This window comes from Qipengyuania sp., assembly GCF_965277845.1.
Lineage (GTDB): Bacteria > Pseudomonadota > Alphaproteobacteria > Sphingomonadales > Sphingomonadaceae > Qipengyuania.
In genome coordinates, this window is sequence record NZ_OZ255844.1 from 740,469 (window position 1) to 755,607 (window position 15,139).

Here is a 15,139-nt window from a genome sequence, read left to right on the forward strand (position 1 = left end):
GCTTTTTGCTTGGTCGAAAGCCCCAAAATCCAATTCCCGATTTCCTACAGCCCGGCTCCGGGGAGAGGAAAGAACATACAGCGAACGCATCGCTGGCTGATGTTCAATCCTCGGAGTTTCCATCCATGACCACCAAGACTGCCCTTCCGGTCCAGCAGCGCTCGCCCAACGGGGCTCGCGGCCGCGACTACATTCTTCCCGCCTGCGTGGCGCTGGCCTGCGCCGGTGCCGCCTTTGCCGGCGCCGACACCACCTTCGATCCCGCGTTGACCAAGTTCACCGACTTCCTCGAAGGTTCGGGCGGCAAGATCATCACTGTGCTCAGCCTTGCGGGCGGCCTGATCGGTCTCGCCTCCGGGCGTTTCTCGCTCGGCCAGGTCGCGGTGCCGGTCGGCGTCGGCATCGGTGTCGGCACCGGCGTTCCGATCGTCACCTCGGTCGTGACCGCGGTCATCTGATCAGCGGATCCGGTCACGACAGGAGGGCGGCATGGCCGACAGGTACCTCGTTCCACGGCGGCTCGACGACCCGGAGCTCATCGGCTTCTGGACCATCGACGAGTTTGCAGGGATCCTTATTCCCTTCGCCTGGGGCATTCTCTCGCAGCATATCTTCATCGGTATCGGCCTGGCCGCCGGGGCCTGGCTTGCCTTGCGGAAGGCAAAGGCACGCGGCGCCGGTTCGGCACTGGTGCATGCTGCGTACTGGTACCTGCCCGGGAGCTTTCTCGGGTTGAAGGCCACGCCGCCCTCCCACTGCCGCCTGTTGGCGGGCTGAGGGAGGCGAACCATGCGAGCAGAATTCGCGCACGAACAGGCGCAGACCTACCTGCGGCAACGCAACCGCTTTGCCGTGCTGGCAGGTGTCCTGGGCCTGACCACGCTGGTCAGCCTCGGCGCCGCGGTCACCCGCGACGAGCAGGTTGTGTTGGTGCCGATCACCTCAGAGCGGATCACCGTCTCGAGCGGCGGGATCGACGCGCCCTATCTCGAACTTGTCACCCGCGACACGGCACTGATGCTCCTCAACCGGGCGCCCGAAAGCCTCGATTACTGGATGACGAACATCCTGAAGCTCGCCGATCCCGCCGCGCACGGCCGCCTCAAGGCCGAGCTCGTCCAAATCGTCGAGGAACAGCGCGGCTCGGACATCAGCCAGGCCTTCGTGATCGCGGAAATGCACGTCGACCCCAAGGCCCTGACCTCGACCGTCACCGGCACGCTCAAGACCTTTGTCGGCGCGCAGGTGATCGCGAGCCAGCGCCGCTCCTTCCGTTTCCGCTGGTCGAAGCGTGGCCTCAGCCTTGCGCTCGCCGGCTTTGAGCAACTTCCCACCGACAAGGAGGAACCCGGCCAATGAGCCTTCTCCCATCTCCCCTCGCTGCTGCGCTTGCCGGAACCGGCCTTGCCTGTTTCGCGATCGGCGCGACAAGGCGCCCCGATCCCGGGCTCAAGCTGACCGGCCTCGCCGTGCTTGCCTTCGCGCTCGCGCCGGTCCCGGCGTATGCCGACCAATTCGTCGAAGCGGCCGACAACGCGACCATCGACTGCGAGCTCGCTCGCGGCGAACTCACCCGGATCGCGCTTATCGATGACGGCTTTGCCAATGTCTCGAAGATCGCGAGCGGTTTTCCCTACAATGATTTCCAGGTGACGCACGAGCCAGTGCGCGGAGACATCTATATCTCCGTGCCCCCGCAATTTGCCGCTGCCCGGGTCAGCTTCTTTGCGACCAGCAAGGCGGGCTACGTCTACAAGTTCGCCTGCCGTCTCGGCGGCGAGGAAGCGACCCAGCTCTTCATCACCAATCCCGCGCTCGCTAAAGCCGCGGCCACCGAATGGGAGACCGAGACCGGTCCCGAGGACGCCGCGATCCGCCTGATCGAGGCGATGGCGAGCGATGCCGTCCTGCCCGGATTCACTGCCCGCGCCGAACTGTCGGCTCCGCGCCGTACCGGCGGGATCGAGGTCCAGCTGGTCGCCGAATACCAGGGCGATGAACTTACCGGACAGCGCTTCCTCGTGCGCAACCTCGGCCAGGAAAGCCTTGCGCTTGGCTCCGAGCGCGAAGGTGCCGCAGGCGCGCTCGCTTTTGCCTATGGCCGCGATGCACTCGCTCCCGGTGAAGCGACCAGTGCCTTCCTAGTCTTTGCCAAGGGAGGACTCGACTGATGGCCGAGGCACCACAGAAGGACGCCGGAAAGAGGCCTCTGCCGGGCTCGCCGGAAGCGCGAGAAAGCGGACGGCGCAACCTCAATTCGCAGATCGCACAGCGCCAGAAGATGCTGCTCGCCGGGATCGGGGCCATCGCGCTCATCGGCGGCGGCATGTTCATTTTCGGCGGCGACGGCGACGAGGCTGGCACCGATGCCAATGGTGCGGCGACAATCGACACCGGCGGCCTCGTCAATCGCAACCTCTCGCAGCGCGAGTTCGTCGCGAGCTACGGTAACCGGCTCGATGCACAGGGCCGCGCGATCAAGGATCTCCAGCAGGCCCAGCTGCCGCGCCCCGAGATCGAACAGGAGCTCGAAGCCCTGCGCAGCGAGAACGCGCAGATGCGCTCCGACGGCCAGGCGGCGATCGACGCGATCTCGGCCGAGAATGCCAATCTGCGATCACAGCTGAGCGAAGCTGCGAAGGCACCTGCCGCCGCGCCGCCACTGCCACCGCCACCTGCCTATGGACCCGGCGTCGGCACCGGCGGAGCTGTCCAGCCACCGCAAGGAGCGCCGGAAACGCAAGGCGGACAGCTCAGCCTGATGAGCTTCAGCGCGGAGACGGGCAAGGACGGCAAGCCGCGTGCGGCAGAGACTGCGCCAGCCTTGTTGCTCGAAGCGAGCCGCGATTACCTTCCGCCCAACAGCTACGCACCGGCAACGGTCATCGTGGGTGTCGATGCCTCGACCGGCGTTGCCAGCCAGAGCGATCCGCTTCCCGTGGTGCTCCGGATCACCGGTCCGGCCCGCTCGGTGATGCGCGGCAACAAACTGCTCACCACCGATATCACCGGCTGCCTCGTCAATGGCGCGGCGCGCGGCGATCTCTCGGCGGAGAAGGTCTACGTCAAGCTGGTGCGCATGACCTGCGCGCAACCCGGTGGGCGCTTCGCGGTGAGCGAGGTCAAGGGGTTCATCTCCTTCGCCGGAAAGTCGGGCGTGCGCGGCCGCGTGGTCAGCCGCGAAGGCAGCCTTGTCAGCCAGGCGCTGCTCGCCGGGATTGTGGGCGGCTTCGGCCGCGGATTTTCCGCCAACGCCAACGGCATTTTTACCGGCCAGGTCGGCGCCAACGGTCAGCGCGAGGCGCTGTCGCCGACCGACATCCTCGCCGGTGGCTTTGGCCAGGGTGCCGGCGAAGCCGCCGACACCGTCAGCCGATACCTCATCGAACGCGCCGAACAATACCAACCCGTCGTCGAGATGCCGACCGGCATCGAGGTCGAGATCGTCTTTCTCGACGGCGTCCACGTCAGGAGCCCCTCCAAATGAACTACAATGACTCGCCGCCAAGCCTGAAGGCGCGCGCCGCCCACCTTGCCCTTGCCCTCTCGAGCGCCGCCGCCGTGCTGACGCTCGGCGTCTCTGCCGTCACTGCGATGCCTGCGAGCGCCGCGGGCATGGCGAGCGATGTCGCGCAGGCGCTGAAACTGCGGCTGCCCAAGACCCCGATCGATGCGATCAGCTGCGACACGCTCGGGCCCTGGTGCGAAGTCGTCTCGGGTGACACGCTGTTCTACATCGACGAGACCGCCCGCTACCTGTTCGTAGGCCGTCTCTACGACATGGAAGAACGGCGCGACGTCACTGCCGCCCGCCTGCTCGAACTCAATCCCGATCTGCTCGCGGCCGGTGCGGCGCGCGTAGCCAGTGACGCGCCGGCGGGACGCGACGAAACGCCTGTCCAGGCGGCCGCCAACCATGTCGACCTCTCGTCGCTTCCGGCTGCCGGCGCGATCCACTGGGGCAACCTCAAGGGCGAACGCCTGGTCGTCTTCTCGGATTTCCAGTGCGGGTATTGCCAGCGCCTGACCGCCGAACTCGCCAAGGCCAAGGTTCATGTCGAAGAGCGACCGATCTCGATCTTCGGCGCGGCAAGCCGCAAGATTTCCGAGGCGGTGCTGTGCGCTAAGGATCCGGCAAAGGCACTCCATGCGGCCTATTCCGGCCAGGCTCTGGCGACTGATAAGACCTGCAAGGAGGCCAAGGCACTCGATGCCAACGAAGCCTTCGCGAAGGCCAACGGGTTTGCCGGAACTCCGGTCATCGTGCGCGCCCGCGATGGGGCGGTGCTTCATGGCTACCGCGATGCCGCGGCGATCCGCCGCTTCGTCGCCGAAGGCAAGGGAGTGGCGCAATGAGCCGGCTTCCAATCCTTCGCGCCATGGTGCTCGCTGCGCCGCTCCTCCTGGCCAGTGGCTGCGCCAGCCTCGGCGGCAACGTCAAAGGCAGCTTTGCCTGCCGGGCTCCGGAAGGGACCTGCGCGCCGACTTCCGCGATCGATGCCGGGGCGACCGGCATTGAAAAGGCTGACACGGTTGACGCGCATCGGACGGTGACCCCGACCGGCGAAGCGGTTCGTCGCCTGCTGGTCGTGCTGACAGGCTACCGTGACGCGGCGGGCCGCGACCATGAGGCGCGCGTCGTTCACCTGACGCTGCCCGAACAGGCAGGGACAGGCTGGCGCACGCCGCAGGGCCGCCGCGAAGTCCTGCGCTCGCTGGCATCGACTATTGCCGCGACGCGCGAGAGCAACCCCGCAACCGATTTCCAACCGCCAAAAATCCAAGAGGCAGACACATTGCCGGAACAGCTGTTCATCCCCTCGCAGCCCGTTCCGGCGATGCCCGGCGCTGACGCGCCGGAACCCGGGGGACCTGGCTCGTTTTCCCCTCCCCGCGAGCCGGTCCCCCAACCTGACATGACCGAAGGAGAGAGCCAGTGACGCTATCCCTTGCTGCCGCGCGCGACGCACTCTCGCGGGGCCTGTTTGCCGACACGGCTCGGCCCGAAAAGCCGCGGGCGCATTTCGGGCTCGATATGCTCTCGGACTGGCTGCCCTACCGGGTCTATGACGAGGGGGCGAAGCTCTACCGCAACGCCCGCTCCAAAGGCTTCGTGCTCGAAGTCACCCCGCTGATCGGGGCCGACGAACGGACCGGCGAGATCCTCGGTCAGTTCTTCTCCGAAGGCCTGCCGCAGGGCGCCTGCCTCCAGGTCCTGAACTTCGCATCTCCGCGGATCGGCAGCGTGGTCGGCCCCTGGTTCGCTCCGCGCTACGAGCAGGGCGGGATCTACGAGGCCATCGCCAGAGCGCGCACCAGGCGCCTTTACGATCTCGTCTGGAGCTCGGGCTCGGCGCATGCGCCGTTCCATGCTCGCAACGTCCGGCTGATCGTCTCGCTCGGCGTGCCGGTGCCCGGAAGCGTGACCGACGCGGAACTTTCGGAATGCCGCGAAGGGCTGATGGGCATGCTCCACTCGCTCGGACTGCACGCGCAGGAGCTGCGTCCGGGCGGCCTCTTGGCGCTGATCGACGAGCTCACCTCGCCGACTACCGCGCACGAGACCGATATCCATGCGTGGAACCCGCACGATACGCTTCAGTCCCAAGCGATCCGCCGCGACATCGAGCTCGAGGTCGGCGACGATCGCCTGATCCTCAGGACCGAGCGCTTTCGCGAGACGGGCCGCGACGAGGAGGGCAATCCTGAAGTCGGCGAATGCTATCCCGACCATTTCGATGTGCGGCACTATGCCGTGCGCTCTACCCCTGAGCGCTGGGCACCTTGGGAATGCGCGCGGCTCATCGGCGACATGTTCACCGACAAGCTGCGTTTCCCCTGTCCGACGGCAACCATGCTGTGCCTGGTCTACCCCGACCAGGAAGCTGCTTCGGCGCGCGCGGGCTTCAAGTTCATGCGCACGACCAGTCTCAGCCAGACCAAGAGCGCGCGTTTCTTGCCCAAGCTTGCCGAACAGTCGGCCGAGTGGCGCCACGTCCAGGCCGAACTCCAGGCTGGCAAGAAGCTCGTGAAGCTGTTCTACGGGCTCACCAGCATCTCGCCGCTCGGCCAGGGCGACGCGCATGAACGCATCATCAAGGCGATCTACAAGGCGGCGGGCTGGGACCTTGCCGACGAGCGCTTCCTCCAGCTCCAAGGCCTCGTCGCTGCCTTTCCCCTGTGCCTCGCCGATGGCCTCGCCGACGACATGGCGCGGTTGAAGCGTCTCAAGACCATGCTCTCGACGACAGCGGCACATATCGCGCCGATGCAGGGCGAATATCTCGGCGGCGTAATCCCGCACCTCCTGCTCGTTGGCCGCCGCGGCCAGCCCTTCTGGTGGTCGCCATTCGAGAACGGTGCCGGCAACCACAATATCGCGATCTGCGGCAAGTCGGGTTCGGGCAAGTCGGTGCTGCTGCAGGAACTCTGCGCCGCCCTGCGCGGCGCCGGTGCCAAGGTCGTGGTGATCGACGACGGCCGCAGCTTCGAGCATTCGGTCAAACTGCAGGGCGGACGCTTCGTTGAGTTCACGCCCGCCTCGGGCTTTTCCCTGAACCCCTTCTCGATGGTCGACGATGCCCGCGCACACGAAGACGAGGACTACCGCCTCGACTGCTTCGCCATGATCAAGGCAATCATTGGCCAGATGGCGCGTCCCGGCACCGCGCCGAGCGATACCGAGCGCGGGCTCATCGATCGGGCCGTGACCGCGACCTGGGAGGCACTCGGCAGCGGCGCATCGGTCGACGATGTCGCGCATGCGCTCCATGGATCGGAAAGCGAGGCGGGCCGCGATCTCGCCACCGCGATCGCGCCCTTCTGCCGCGGCGGCAGCTACGGCGGGTTCTTTGCAGGCAAGGCGAGCTTCGCGCTCGACGATGATTTTACCGTCTTCGAGATGAGCGATCTCGCAAGCCGCGAGGAACTGCGCAGCGTCGTCCTTTCGGCGATCATGTTCATGACCAGCCAGGCGATGACCCGCTCGTCGCGAGCAACCAAGAAGCTGCTGCTGATCGACGAGGCCTGGGCCATGCTCAAGGGCGGGTCGATGGGCGAGTTCGTCGAAACCTATGCCCGCACTGCCCGCAAGTACGGCGGCGCGCTCGCCACCGCGACCCAGTCCCTCAATGATTATTACAAGTCCGACGGCGCGCGCGCCGCGCTCGAGAATAGCGACTGGATGCTGGTACTTCAGCAGAAGGCCGAGACGATCGCCGATTTCAGGGCGAACGCGCGGCTCGACATGGACGACCGCACCGAGACGCTGATCCGCAGCCTCAAGCGTTCGGGGACCGAGTACAGCGAGGTCTTCATCAAAGGCCCCGAGACCGAGGCGGTCGGTCGGCTCGTGCTCGATCCCTTCTCGGCGACGATCTACTCCTCCGATCCCGACACCTATGCGGCGATCCAGGACTGCGAGCGGCGCGGGCACAGCCTCGCCGATGCCATCCGGATCGTGGCGGGAGGCGGACAATGATGGTCTCGCATCTCGTCGACCGGACCCCTCCGGCCAATCTCCGCAGCCTGCTGCCGTTCCTGCAAGGGAGCTGTTTCGTCCTCATCGAGACCGCGCGCTTTGCCGCGACTTCACTGCTGATCGTGCTGGGATTGCCGCTCGCGCTGTTCCTGTTCGTTGCGGGCTGGGACCTTGGCGGCCTCTTCACCCAGCTCGCCAATCTGTCGGACCGATATCTCGAAGCCGACGGGCTGCGCCGCAGCCTGTTCAGCCAGGACCTCAAGGGCTGCTTCCTCGCCCTCGCTGGCGCTGTGACGCTGTTTCGCATGCCCCGCTTCCTGAGGCGGCTTGCGGCCGATCTCGACAACCATCCGGCCCGGGAGGCTAAACGTGACTGAGACGCGCAGACTACCATCCTTCAATCGCCCGCTGTTGCTGAGAATTCTCGGCGTGCTCGCGCTCGTGGTCGCATTACTCTGGGCAGCCTGGGTCAGCCGCGAACTGTCGGAGCCGCGCCAGCAGATCGTCACCGTCCGGCTTGCCGAGACCATCGCCGCATTCGTCGATGCCGAAGCGCGCGCAGAGCAGGATCCCGAAGCCAGCCAGGCGCGCGTGCTCGCCTTCCTTCAGGCGTCCGAGCGCGCTGTTGCGGAAATGGGGGCCGATGGCCGCGTGGTGCTGGTCGGCGAAGCAGTGCTCGCGGGCGATGCCCCCGATGCTACCGATGAACTGCGCGTGCGGATCGCTCGCCAGCTTGGGCAGGGAGGCGGCCAGTGACGCGCTTTGCCTCTCGTTTTGTCCGCACGCTCAAACGACCGCTCGTCCTGACCGGTCTGGTGCTGCTGCCACTTGGATGGGGCGCGGTCGACGCCTTCGCGAAAGACCATGCCTTCCTCATCAATGCCAGCCCGAGCCTGCCCAACTGGGCCTTCTGGCTCGACAAGCATGCGCGGATCGAGCGCGGCAGCCTGATCTTCTTCGAGCCGCCGGCGAGCAGACTCGTCGAAGCGCATTTCGGAGAAGGCGCGCAGCTCTTCGGCAAGCGGGTGTTGGGCGTGCCGGGCGATGTCGTGAGCCACCGTGGCCACGAGGTCTTCATCAACGGCCGCAAGATCGCCGCGCGGCTCGATGAGACCCGTCTCGGCATTGCGCTTCACAAGGGCCCCGAAGGCCCGATCCCCGACGGCTGCTTCTACACCGGGACCAGCCATCAGCGCGGCCTCGACAGCCGCTACGCCGAGATCGGCTTCGTCTGCCGCGGCCAGATCCTGGGCAGCGGGAGGGCGATCCTGTGAGCAAGCTCATCCTCCCTGCAGCGCTACTTGCAGTCCTGCTCTGCCCTGCCGAGGTGCTGGCGCGCGACTATGGCCAGCGCGGCACGGTGTTTCCCGTGATCGAGCGCGACCTCCTCGAGCAGATTCATTCGCGCCTGACCCAGATGGAACGTTCGGGGGAGACCGCGCGGCTCAATGAAGACCTGAAGCGCCGCACGATCGCGCGCGTGAACCGGCCCGACCCCGTCGCCGGAATCGTCCGGGCCAGCGAAGCCCGTCGCTGGCAATTTGATCCGACGATCACGCTCGCTGCCGATATCCGCGGGGCAAAAGGCGAGCTGATCCATGCCGCTGGCACGAGGGTCAATCCGCTCGACAGCGTGCAGCTACGCGCCGAACTTCTCTTCCTCGACGGCGACGATCCCGACCAGCTCGCCTGGGCGCTCAAGCAGGCCGCCAATGCCAAGCTGATCCTGGTGAAGGGTGCGCCGCTCGAGCTGATGAAGGCCCGCCAGCGCCGCTTCTATTTCGACCAGGGCGGCAAGCTCACGGAAAGGTTCGGGATCAGATCGGTGCCCGCACGCGTGCGCCAGCAGGGCCGCCTGCTCGAGATCAGCGAAATCGCGCTGCCACCGAAAAGGAGGACGGCCCAATGACGCACTTAAGAAAGCTGGCGCTCATGCTGGCCGCCATTCTTGGTCTCGCCACTGCAACGCCCGCGATGGCCGATGCCGGTCCGGGACGCTGCACCGGAAGCTTTGTCAACCCGATCACCGACATCTGCTGGTCGTGCCTGTTCCCGATCTCGATCGGCGGGCTGGACATCTGGCCCTCGAGCCGGCCCGATCCCGATAACCCCGACCTGCCGGTGTGCCTGTGCGGTCTGAGGCCCGGAATTGCGATGGGCTTCTGGGAGCCCGTGCGGCTTGCCGATGTCAGCATGAAGCCGTGGTGCTTCGTGAACCTCGGCGGCATGAAGCTCGATCCCGGCTTCGATATCGGCTTCCGCTCGATCTCGGGTCCATCAGCAGTGGGCGGCGCGAGCCAGTATTATTCGAGCTGGCACGTCCACTGGTATGCCTATCCGCTGATCTACTGGATGGAGATCGTCGCCGATTTTCTGTGCCTGGAATCGGGCTCGATCGACATCCTCTACATCTCCGAGATCGATCCGCTGTGGCAGGATTCCGAGCTCACCGCGATCATCAACCCCGAGGCCGTGCTCTTCGCCAACCCGCTGGCGCTCGCTGCCTGTGCGGCCGACTGCGTCGCCTCGACCGCGAAGCTGCCGATCGACGAGATGTTCTGGTGCGCGGGCTGCCAGGGGTCGATGTACCCGATGAACGGCAATGTCTCGGCCAGCATAGGCCACGTCCAGGCCTCGCGCCTCGTGCTTTCGCGCTTTGCCTACAAGCTCCACCGCGAACTCGTCTCGTGGGGGACGATGGGGTCCAAGGGCCTGTGCGGCAAATATTTGATGCCGGTGATGCGCAAGCAACAATACCGCTTCCAGGCCACCAACCCCAACCCGGCGACTTCGGGCCGTTACGCCTGCCCGCCCATCGGCGCCTCCACCACCTTTCAATCGGCCGGACAGGTCATTCCCGCCATCGGCGAAGACATGGGATACCTCGTCTGGCGCAAGCGGAACTGCTGCGCGCTATGAACAAGCACCTCCTCCTTTTGCCCGTCGGCCTTGCCGTCACTCTCGGTGGCCTCGCTCTCGCCCAGAGCGCGCCCGAAGGCATCGACCTTGAAGCGATCCGCGAGCGTGCGGCCGAACACGCCGACGATGCGCAGGCGCTCAGCACCAATGTCCGCCAACGCGCCGAGGCGCTGACCGAGGACGCACAGGCTATCCAGGCGCAAGCGCAGGCCAATCGCGCAGCCTATGCGGACAGCATCAAGGCAACCGAGACCGACGCCGTCCTCGACTTCGACGCCATGATCGCAGGGCAAGCCGCCGCAGAGAAGGCGTCGCTCGGGGGAACCCCGCGCTTCATTGCCTTTGCCAGCCTGTCGATGCCGCCCGAAGCGCTGAAAGCACTGGTCCACGACATGACCAGGGCGGGAGGCGTCACCGTGCTGCGCGGCTTCCCGCAAGGTAACAGCGAGGCATTCAAGAAGCGGCTCGCCGCCATCTGGAGCACCCGAGACGCGGCCGGTTCGCTCGGCATCGATCCAAGGCTGTTCCGCGCCTTCAACATCGAAGCTGCACCGAGCTTCATTATGCTGAGCACCGAGTTCAGTCCCTGCGACGGGTTCGATTGCACCAGCGAGGTGCCGCCGCACGACCGCATCGCCGGCAACATTAGCGTGGGCGAAGTCCTCGAGACCTTTGCCTCGGGCAAGGGTCCGGGCGCCGAACTTGCCCGCCTCCATCTGCGCCAGCTCTCCAGGGAGGAACGGCCATGACCGCCAAAACCCTCGCCCATCTCCTTGTGGCACTCGTCACCCTCACAAGCGCGGCTTCCATTCAGGCTCAGACCCGCGATGCGGCAAGGGCTGACGGGAAGTACTTTGCCACCGAGCTGCTGGGCGAAGCGCGCGAGGCAGCAACGACCAATCCCGACGCAGCACGCGTTCCCAATTTCGATCCGCAAGCGACGCGCGATCTGCAGGATCTTGCGCGCGATCCCGACCAGATCGAGACCCGCGCCCGCAGCGCCGCTACGACCAGCACGCCGATGCGGACGATCCGCGACAGCATGGCCAATCGCGCACGGTTCGAGCCGAACGAGATCGAGGACGTGATCGCGCGCAGCCTCGCCATCAACGAGACGCCGCTCGACTACACCAGCGGCATGGCAATTTCGGGCAGCCAGGGATCCTGCGTTCCGCTGCCGCCCGGTTCGGGCGCGGCGGGCACATATACCGCGACCTGCAATACGGGCACACGGATCGATCAGTCGGTTGGCCAATGCGCGGTACCACTCGTCGTCAGGGTCAGCCAGCAACCGCAGTATCATTACCTTTGCAGCCCATTGGGCAGCTTCAACCTATCAGGTGAGCCGGACTGCGAAGAGTTTTCGGGCGCTCTTTGCCGGGTGACCGGGCACCGCGATGGTCCTTGCTTGCAGTGGGGTTGGTCCGGTGGTCGCAAGTGGTGCACCGAGCCGGGCGATCCGCTTACCGAGCTGACCTGCGACGAACAGGTCGCAGGTCAGACGCCCTACCGCATTGCCAACGCTACCACCGTTACCACGACCCCGGACGAAAGCCAGTGCACAGGTTTTGCGGACAATAGCGATTGCACGCTGGACGCAGAGATCTGCACCGATACCGATCCGCAGACCCGCGTGGTCGATGGCGTCTCTGTCACAAAGCCCTGCTGGGAATGGCAGAGGAGCTACACCTGCATCGCGCGCGAAGCGGCGACCGATTGCTCCGACATCGAAAGCCAGGGCAGCTGTCGCTTTGTTCGCGAGGAATGCCTCACCGACGAAGACCCCTGCGAGACCTGGGAGCGCATCTACGAGTGCCCGCTTCCCGGGACCGACAGCTCCACCCAGTATGTCTGCGACGGCGATGTCTATTGCATCGACGGCAGCTGCGAGACGATCCAGCGCACCGCGAACGACGAGTTCAAGGATGCCGTCACCGCGCTCCATGCGATGGACGAGGCCCGCGGGCAGTTCGATCCCGAGACGCTGACGCTGTTCCGCGGCACGCGCAACACCTGCTCGTCCAAGGTCTTCGGCGTGCTCAACTGCTGCAAGGGCAAGGGTTTCCCGCTCATCCCCGGCATCAGCCTGCTGGTCGCGCTCGGCTGCAACCGCGAGGAAGTTCTGCTCCACGAACGCGATGCGCAGGGGCTGTGCGCCTACGTGGGGACCTATTGTTCGGACAAGTTCCTCGGCGTCTGCCTGACCAAGAAGAAGGTCTACTGCTGCTTCGAGAGCAAGCTCTCGCGGATCCTGCAGGAACAGGGTCGCCGCCAGCTGCGCAAGCCCTGGGACAAGCCCAAGGAAGAGCAGTGCGAGGGGTTCACGCTCGACGAGTTCGCCCGGCTCGACCTCAGCCAGATGGATTTCAGCGAAGTCTATGCCGAGTTCACCGAGGCTGCACGGCTCCCCGACGAGCTCGAGACCAGCATCCTCATCCAGCAGAAAATCGAAGATTATTACGCAAGGAGTGGCCAATGACGCGCCGCCAATCACTGCCGATGCTGGCCCTCCCAGCACTGGCCATGATTCTCGCTGCACTGCTCCCCGTTCGGGCAGCCGCCCAGGAAGCGCGCCAGGCAAAGCCAGCTGCTTCGGCAGACAGCCTCTACTGCGAGCAGCGCAGGCTCGGCTACTGGTTCTATTGCGTAAAGCCGGTGCCGGCAGACGAGCCGCAGATGGCGCAGCCACCAGCCCAGGTGACCGCCACGCAGGAGCTGGACGCGGTCACGGGGGAACTGCGCGAACTCAAGGCGCGCGCGATCCTCTATCCGACGCCGGAAAACGTCACCGCCTATATCCGCTTCCAGCGTGCCCAGCTCGACCGGGCTTCGCTGTTCTCCGATGTCTGGCAACGCGCGATTTGGCAGGATCCCGAGCTCGACTACACGCTCGAACGACCGGTCGGCGCACTCGCCAAGAAGCAATGGCAGGACGCGCGCGCTGCCGACCGCGACGCGGTGATGGCCAGGCTCTCCGAACGCTATGGACTGTTCTACTTCTTCGCCCAGACCTGCGGCGCCTGCGAAGTGATGAGCCCGATCGTGCGCTCGGTGGCGGACCGCTGGCATATCACGGTCCGGGCGATCTCGACCGATGGCGGGCCGTCCAGGCACTTCCCCGACTACAAGGTCGAAAGCGGCCAGCGGCCCCGCATGGGGCTCGAACCCGGCATCACCCCGGCGCTCGTGCTTTGGGACAGCGTGGCCAGGCGCCCGATCCCGATCGGATACGGCGTGCTCTCGGCCGACGAGCTGCAGGACCGCATCTACCTCCTCACCTCGAAGGAAGCCGGACATGATTACTAGCATCCGCAATGCGGCGCTCACCATAGCTGCCGCCAGCATGGTCGCGTCCCCCGTCGCCGCAAACGTCGGCGACAGCATGGACCGCTTCATGGACGACATGGGCGCTGCGGCCAATGTCACCGGGCCGAGCGCATTCGAAGGACAGTCGGCGGGCTATTACAGCCTCGGCAATGTCTGGACGCGCTTCCCGCAGAAGACGACCAGCATCGCCAACCTCCAGCTGCCGCGTGCCCGCGCAGGTTGCGGCGGCATCGATATCTTCGCCGGGTCCTTCTCCTTCATCAACGCGAGCGAGATGGTCGCGCTGTTGAAGGCCGTCGCGAACAATGCGGTGGGGTTCGCCTTCAGCCTCGCGATCGATACCGTCTGCCCCGAGTGCTCAAAGATCATGCAGGAGTTCAGCCAGAAGGCGCAGCTCATGAACAATCTCTCGATCAACTCCTGCGAGATGGCGCAGGGGCTGGTCGGCGGCGTCTGGCCCAAGGGCGATCTCGCCGACAAGGCGATCTGCGAAGCGATCGGCAATTCCGAAGGTATCTTCACCGACTATGCTGCCGCCAAACACGGTTGCGGCACCAGGGGTCAGCGCGCCTCGACCAATGAGAGCGCCGGCGCCGACTATGCCGACGTCAATCCCGGTGTACCGCGCAATTACACCTGGCATGTCCTCAAGCAGAGCGCCTTCTTCAACCCTGGTGGCACCTTCGACCGCGACCTCGCCGAGTATGCGATGACGCTCATCGGCACGGTGATCTACGTGCCGCCCCGCGATGACGAACCAGGCAAGTTCGTGCCTTTCGCAGGCGATGCCTCCTCGACGCTGGTGACCGCGCTGCTCGACGGGACGCAAGGCCAGTCGGTGCGGGTGTTCCAGTGTGACGAGCCCGACCAGTGCCTCAACCCCACTTTCCAGCAGATGAGCCTCACGAGCGCGAAGGCCATCCGGCCCCGCGTTGCCCAGCTCATCGGCAGCATGGTCGAGGCCATCCGCAGCGACACAGCGATCGGCGACGAGGAGAAGGAGCTGCTCCAGGTGGCATCGGTGCCGCTCTACAAGATCCTCACCGTGCAGGCGGCCTATGGACGCGGGATGGCAACCGACGACCGCGACACGCTGGCCGAGATCGCCAGCATCGATCTTCTCTATGCCATCCTCGAACGCATCACAGCCGAGGCCGGACGCTCGATGGCGAGCTTCATTGCGGCCGATGAAGCGAAACTCGCGATCTGGCGCGCTCAGGTCGCGGAAGTCCGGTCAAGCCTCGCCCAGAGGCAAGCGACCGGACAGGCGCGGGTCTCCGCGATCATGCAGATCATCGAGAAGACCGCGATGATCGAGAACATGCTCGCCGCCTCGATGTCGCCATCGATGGCCGCCGCGCTCGACTGGTCGCGCGGGATGCAGTCCCGCTCCATCGTTCCATAAGGGTGAGG

At 65.7% G+C, this 15,139-nt stretch carries 17 protein-coding genes; all 17 read left to right on the forward strand.

What is annotated here, in order from left to right; translation table 11 throughout:
• Positions 1-125 precede the first annotated feature (125 nt).
• From ACQY4G_RS03635 to ACQY4G_RS03715, 17 genes are read left to right on the forward strand one after another with little or no spacing between them, the layout of a single operon-like run.
• A complete protein-coding gene (locus ACQY4G_RS03635) occupies positions 126-458 on the forward strand; it encodes a hypothetical protein (RefSeq protein ID WP_006834207.1) in 333 nt (110 codons plus the stop codon).
• Positions 459-489: 31 nt separating this feature from the next.
• Positions 490-777, forward strand: coding sequence for a type IV conjugative transfer system protein TraL (traL, locus tag ACQY4G_RS03640; protein WP_006834208.1), 288 nt, complete (start codon positions 490-492; stop codon positions 775-777).
• Between the two features lie 12 nt (positions 778-789).
• Complete coding sequence (locus ACQY4G_RS03645) at positions 790-1,359, forward strand: type IV conjugative transfer system protein TraE (protein WP_067695812.1); 570 nt, start codon at positions 790-792, stop codon at positions 1,357-1,359.
• On the forward strand, positions 1,356-2,171 hold the full coding sequence (locus tag ACQY4G_RS03650; protein ID WP_006834210.1) for a type-F conjugative transfer system secretin TraK: 816 nt from the start codon (positions 1,356-1,358) through the stop codon (positions 2,169-2,171). The genes ACQY4G_RS03645 and ACQY4G_RS03650 overlap by 4 nt, the downstream gene beginning before the upstream one ends.
• Positions 2,171-3,487, forward strand: a complete 1,317-nt coding sequence (locus ACQY4G_RS03655) for a TraB/VirB10 family protein (RefSeq protein WP_006834211.1) — start codon at positions 2,171-2,173, stop codon at positions 3,485-3,487. The genes ACQY4G_RS03650 and ACQY4G_RS03655 overlap by 1 nt, the downstream gene beginning before the upstream one ends.
• Positions 3,484-4,356 carry a DsbC family protein gene (locus ACQY4G_RS03660; protein ID WP_050599561.1) on the forward strand — a complete coding sequence of 291 codons (873 nt, stop codon included), beginning with the start codon at positions 3,484-3,486 and terminating at the stop codon, positions 4,354-4,356. The genes ACQY4G_RS03655 and ACQY4G_RS03660 overlap by 4 nt, the downstream gene beginning before the upstream one ends.
• The gene (locus ACQY4G_RS03665) at positions 4,353-4,940 is read left to right on the forward strand and encodes a hypothetical protein (RefSeq protein ID WP_050599560.1); all 588 of its coding nucleotides are present in this window, start codon (positions 4,353-4,355) and stop codon (positions 4,938-4,940) included. The genes ACQY4G_RS03660 and ACQY4G_RS03665 overlap by 4 nt, the downstream gene beginning before the upstream one ends.
• On the forward strand, positions 4,937-7,480 hold the full coding sequence (gene traC / locus ACQY4G_RS03670) for a type IV secretion system protein TraC (protein WP_421993146.1): 2,544 nt from the start codon (positions 4,937-4,939) through the stop codon (positions 7,478-7,480). Before ACQY4G_RS03665 ends, traC begins: the two co-directional genes overlap by 4 nt.
• Positions 7,477-7,857 (forward strand): hypothetical protein, encoded by a 381-nt coding sequence (locus ACQY4G_RS03675; protein WP_050599558.1) that lies wholly within the window; start codon positions 7,477-7,479, stop codon positions 7,855-7,857. The genes traC and ACQY4G_RS03675 overlap by 4 nt, the downstream gene beginning before the upstream one ends.
• A complete protein-coding gene (locus ACQY4G_RS03680) occupies positions 7,850-8,236 on the forward strand; it encodes a type-F conjugative transfer system protein TrbI (protein WP_228135197.1) in 387 nt (128 codons plus the stop codon). Before ACQY4G_RS03675 ends, ACQY4G_RS03680 begins: the two co-directional genes overlap by 8 nt.
• Positions 8,233-8,754, forward strand: coding sequence for a S26 family signal peptidase (locus ACQY4G_RS03685; protein WP_050599556.1), 522 nt, complete (start codon positions 8,233-8,235; stop codon positions 8,752-8,754). Before ACQY4G_RS03680 ends, ACQY4G_RS03685 begins: the two co-directional genes overlap by 4 nt.
• Positions 8,751-9,389, forward strand: coding sequence for a type-F conjugative transfer system protein TraW (gene traW, locus ACQY4G_RS03690; RefSeq protein ID WP_082835680.1), 639 nt, complete (start codon positions 8,751-8,753; stop codon positions 9,387-9,389). The genes ACQY4G_RS03685 and traW overlap by 4 nt, the downstream gene beginning before the upstream one ends.
• A complete protein-coding gene (traU, locus tag ACQY4G_RS03695) occupies positions 9,386-10,399 on the forward strand; it encodes a conjugal transfer pilus assembly protein TraU (protein ID WP_050599555.1) in 1,014 nt (337 codons plus the stop codon). Before traW ends, traU begins: the two co-directional genes overlap by 4 nt.
• A complete protein-coding gene (gene trbC, locus ACQY4G_RS03700) occupies positions 10,396-11,148 on the forward strand; it encodes a type-F conjugative transfer system pilin assembly protein TrbC (RefSeq protein ID WP_050599554.1) in 753 nt (250 codons plus the stop codon). Before traU ends, trbC begins: the two co-directional genes overlap by 4 nt.
• Positions 11,145-12,878: a conjugal transfer protein TraN gene (locus ACQY4G_RS03705; protein ID WP_067695815.1), complete on the forward strand. Its 1,734-nt coding sequence runs from the start codon at positions 11,145-11,147 to the stop codon at positions 12,876-12,878. Before trbC ends, ACQY4G_RS03705 begins: the two co-directional genes overlap by 4 nt.
• The gene (locus ACQY4G_RS03710; RefSeq protein WP_230833605.1) at positions 12,875-13,705 is read left to right on the forward strand and encodes a conjugal transfer protein TraF; all 831 of its coding nucleotides are present in this window, start codon (positions 12,875-12,877) and stop codon (positions 13,703-13,705) included. Before ACQY4G_RS03705 ends, ACQY4G_RS03710 begins: the two co-directional genes overlap by 4 nt.
• Positions 13,695-15,131, forward strand: coding sequence for a conjugal transfer protein TraH (locus ACQY4G_RS03715; RefSeq protein ID WP_160726843.1), 1,437 nt, complete (start codon positions 13,695-13,697; stop codon positions 15,129-15,131). Before ACQY4G_RS03710 ends, ACQY4G_RS03715 begins: the two co-directional genes overlap by 11 nt.
• Positions 15,132-15,139 lie beyond the last annotated feature (8 nt).

Excerpts from the sequence above, each read along its gene's own strand:
- trbC (WP_050599554.1), top strand. The coding sequence starts at position 10,396 with ATGAACAAGCACCTCCTCCTTTTGCCCGTCGGCCTTGCCGTCACTCTC.
- ACQY4G_RS03675 (WP_050599558.1), top strand. The coding sequence starts at position 7,477 with ATGATGGTCTCGCATCTCGTCGACCGGACCCCTCCGGCCAATCTCCGC.
- ACQY4G_RS03710 (WP_230833605.1), top strand. The coding sequence starts at position 12,875 with ATGACGCGCCGCCAATCACTGCCGATGCTGGCCCTCCCAGCACTGGCC.
- ACQY4G_RS03665 (WP_050599560.1), top strand. The coding sequence starts at position 4,353 with ATGAGCCGGCTTCCAATCCTTCGCGCCATGGTGCTCGCTGCGCCGCTC.
- traU (WP_050599555.1), top strand. The coding sequence starts at position 9,386 with ATGACGCACTTAAGAAAGCTGGCGCTCATGCTGGCCGCCATTCTTGGT.
- ACQY4G_RS03715 (WP_160726843.1), top strand. The coding sequence starts at position 13,695 with ATGATTACTAGCATCCGCAATGCGGCGCTCACCATAGCTGCCGCCAGC.
- ACQY4G_RS03660 (WP_050599561.1), top strand. The coding sequence starts at position 3,484 with ATGAACTACAATGACTCGCCGCCAAGCCTGAAGGCGCGCGCCGCCCAC.
- ACQY4G_RS03655 (WP_006834211.1), top strand. The coding sequence starts at position 2,171 with ATGGCCGAGGCACCACAGAAGGACGCCGGAAAGAGGCCTCTGCCGGGC.
- ACQY4G_RS03650 (WP_006834210.1), top strand. The coding sequence starts at position 1,356 with ATGAGCCTTCTCCCATCTCCCCTCGCTGCTGCGCTTGCCGGAACCGGC.
- ACQY4G_RS03705 (WP_067695815.1), top strand. The coding sequence starts at position 11,145 with ATGACCGCCAAAACCCTCGCCCATCTCCTTGTGGCACTCGTCACCCTC.
- ACQY4G_RS03635 (WP_006834207.1), top strand. The coding sequence starts at position 126 with ATGACCACCAAGACTGCCCTTCCGGTCCAGCAGCGCTCGCCCAACGGG.
- ACQY4G_RS03645 (WP_067695812.1), top strand. The coding sequence starts at position 790 with ATGCGAGCAGAATTCGCGCACGAACAGGCGCAGACCTACCTGCGGCAA.
- traL (WP_006834208.1), top strand. The coding sequence starts at position 490 with ATGGCCGACAGGTACCTCGTTCCACGGCGGCTCGACGACCCGGAGCTC.